General features: G+C 47.1%; 3 protein-coding genes. 1 reads left to right on the top strand and 2 read right to left on the bottom strand.

Features of this window, described 5'->3' with window-relative positions:
* Nucleotides 1-399: 399 nt before the first annotated feature.
* Both B3K91_RS11210 and B3K91_RS11205 read right to left on the bottom strand, forming a co-directional pair.
* Complete coding sequence (locus B3K91_RS11210; protein WP_292590502.1) at nt 400-1,563, bottom strand: iron-containing alcohol dehydrogenase; 1,164 nt, start codon at nt 1,561-1,563, stop codon at nt 400-402.
* A gap of 4 nt (nt 1,564-1,567) precedes the next feature.
* Nucleotides 1,568-2,125 carry an NUDIX hydrolase gene (locus tag B3K91_RS11205; protein WP_292590504.1) on the bottom strand — a complete coding sequence of 186 codons (558 nt, stop codon included), beginning with the start codon at nt 2,123-2,125 and terminating at the stop codon, nt 1,568-1,570.
* A 62-nt stretch (nt 2,126-2,187) separates the two neighbouring features.
* Here B3K91_RS11205 and B3K91_RS11200 point away from each other — a divergent pair, with 62 nt between their 5' ends.
* The gene (locus B3K91_RS11200) at nt 2,188-2,499 is read left to right on the top strand and encodes a thioredoxin family protein (protein WP_292590506.1); all 312 of its coding nucleotides are present in this window, start codon (nt 2,188-2,190) and stop codon (nt 2,497-2,499) included.
* Nucleotides 2,500-2,634 lie beyond the last annotated feature (135 nt).

Here is a 2,634-nt window from a genome sequence, read left to right as displayed (position 1 = left end):
ATCCCCTGGTAGATCCACACTTCCTTTGTGATCTGAGATCCGATTCAAAATCATGCACTTCTTGTAGGGGCGAACGGCTGTTCGCCATAAAGAGCAGAGAGAACCAAAAACGTGACGCCACGCGGTTCATGCGGGCTCTACGAAATGGCAGTATCGGGTGATTTGAAGAACACAACAATGCTTACTAGGGTCTCTTCCCCTTCATAGGATATGCAAAGTCTTTGCAGATTCATCAGTCTTTCTTAAGAAAAGGGGCGTGCAGCCGCACGCCCCTACAACTCTATTGCACTCCTCACTCGCTACCCGATTTTCCAAACTCCAAATGCAAAACCTTGTTTCGCTTTCTGACTGAGACTTACGGTCTTTTGGCAAACAGATAACGCTAAACCGAGCATAAGTTCACTTCGCCAGTTCGTAGATCTTCTTAACATCGTCCTTATGAAGTTGTACGAACTGTCCCAGAGGCCCGTCTTCAGTTGCCTTCTTGGCCATCTCCTCAAACTTGTCGTCGGGAATTCCGGCGTCTGTCAGGGTAACGGGAATACCGAGACTAGCAAAGAATTCCTTCAGCCTTCTAATTCCCTCAACAGCGGCCTTTTCAGGATTACGGAAGTCCGGTTCGACGTCCCAGACTCTGTATGCAAATTGGGCAAAGCGTTCAACATCGTGCTTATACACATAAGTCATCCACGGAGCCCACATAATCGCCAGGCCTCCGCCGTGAGCTATGTCGTATATCGCGCTGAGTTCATGTTCCATGCCGTGAGTAGCCCAGTCTCCGATTCTTCCCGTGCTTAGCAAGTCGTTATGAGCTATGGTTCCGGCCCACATTATCTCCGCTCTCGCATCGTAATTCTCAGGCTCTTTTAGAGCTATAGGTGTGTTCTTGATCACTGTTCTTAGAGTAGCTTCGCAGAGTCTGTCCGTGAAATCCACGTTCTTCACATTTGTGAAGTACCTTTCCATGACATGGGACATTATATCTACCGCACCTACCGCCGTCTGGTAAGCAGGCAGTGTGAAAGTCAGTTCGGGATTCATTATTGCGAATTTCGCTCTCATGTGAACACTGTTTGCTGCTCTCTTGTACCAGCCGTCTTCGTTTGTGATTACAGATCCGCCGCTCGATTCGCTTCCGGCTGCAGGAATTGTTAGCACAACACCGAGCGGGAGCATCTTTTCTACTTTCTTGCCGGTCGAGTAGAAGTCCCAGACATCTCCACCGTAAGGTACTCCAATTCCTATCGCCTTGGCCGAGTCGATAACACTTCCCCCGCCAACTGCGAGGATTGCATCGACGTTCTTTTTTCGGCAGAGTTCGATTCCATCTCTTACAAGAGACAACCTTGGATTGGGCATTACTCCTCCAAGCTCGAAGATCTCAACTCCGGCTTCTCTTAGGCTTTTTACAACACGGTCGTACAAGCCGGTCTTCTTTATACTGCCTCCACCGTAGTGAAGAAGAACTCTCTTGCCGAACCGGGAAATCTCGGTTCCAACATGTTGTTCGGTATCTTTTCCGAAGATTATCTTGGTCGCATTGTGAAACGTGAAGTCTAGCATTCAATCACTCCTCTCTTATATGTGTTTTGTAATTGACATCTATACACTCGGACATACCTTCTTCACGACTCTCAATTATCTCTAGTATTCTCTCAATAGCTACTTCGATTATTCTTGCCGTAGCTCCCCAAACTATGAACCCGGGAAAACGAAATCTGATCGTTCTCTTTCCGCTTGGCATGATCATTGGTTCCGGAGCGGAGAGTTTGAGAGCCTCAATCGAAAGAAAGATGATATCCTCCACTTCGCTCTTGTTGAGCCTGAATTTCAGTTCATCGATGAACCCCAGGAACGAAGTGATTTCTCTCCCTGAGGTGACAGTGGTACTGACATTGAGCTGGCATACCTCTTCAAGTGAAGACGGAGAGGCGCCTATCTCCTCCTTCATCTCTCTTATCGCGCATTCTAGAAGAGTTTCGTCTTCTTCTGCGTGACCACCAGGAAAGCTGATCTGCCCAGGATGACTTATCTTCGTAGATCTTCTTGTGAGAAGAAGATAGTATTCGCCGCAGAGCTTCACAATGGGTACGAACACAGATGTCCTTATGCCTTCTCGTTGCAAGTCTTCACCTCGTTCAAATTCTACTATTATTATCAATTATAATGCTTTTAGGAGGCGATGAAGTGAAGGAAGTAACTCTGGCAGAATTGAGGGGAGTCATCGGAAAGGTGGTTATCGACTTTTTCAGCCCCGGCTGCGCAGTTTGTGCGGCGATTGAGCCAAAATTAGAGGAAGTGGAGAAAGCATTTGCTTCCTGGAGGTTCTTCAAGATAAACACAGTAGAGAATCCAGCTGTTGCCTCAGAACATTCCGTGTTCACGGTTCCAACAATAATAGTTCAAGTGGATGGAAGAGAGCAGAAGAGATGGAGCAAATACTTTTCAATCGATGAAGTAGGCGAATACCTGCAGGAAATTGATAAGACCGAGAGTTAGCTTTTTCGGTTCACCGTCATCGGTTCTCCGTTCTCCGTTAAAGAGAGAGAGAACTTCACAATCCGTCATGCTGAACTTGTTTAATCATCTAGGTTTGCTATCTGAAAGTCCGGTTCTGAGAGAGCCTGGGGGTGA

Source organism: Mesotoga sp. UBA5847, assembly GCF_002432735.1.
GTDB lineage: Bacteria > Thermotogota > Thermotogae > Petrotogales > Kosmotogaceae > Mesotoga.
The sequence above is the reverse complement of the archived record's forward strand: the minus strand, read 5'-3'. Positions and strand labels throughout refer to the sequence as shown.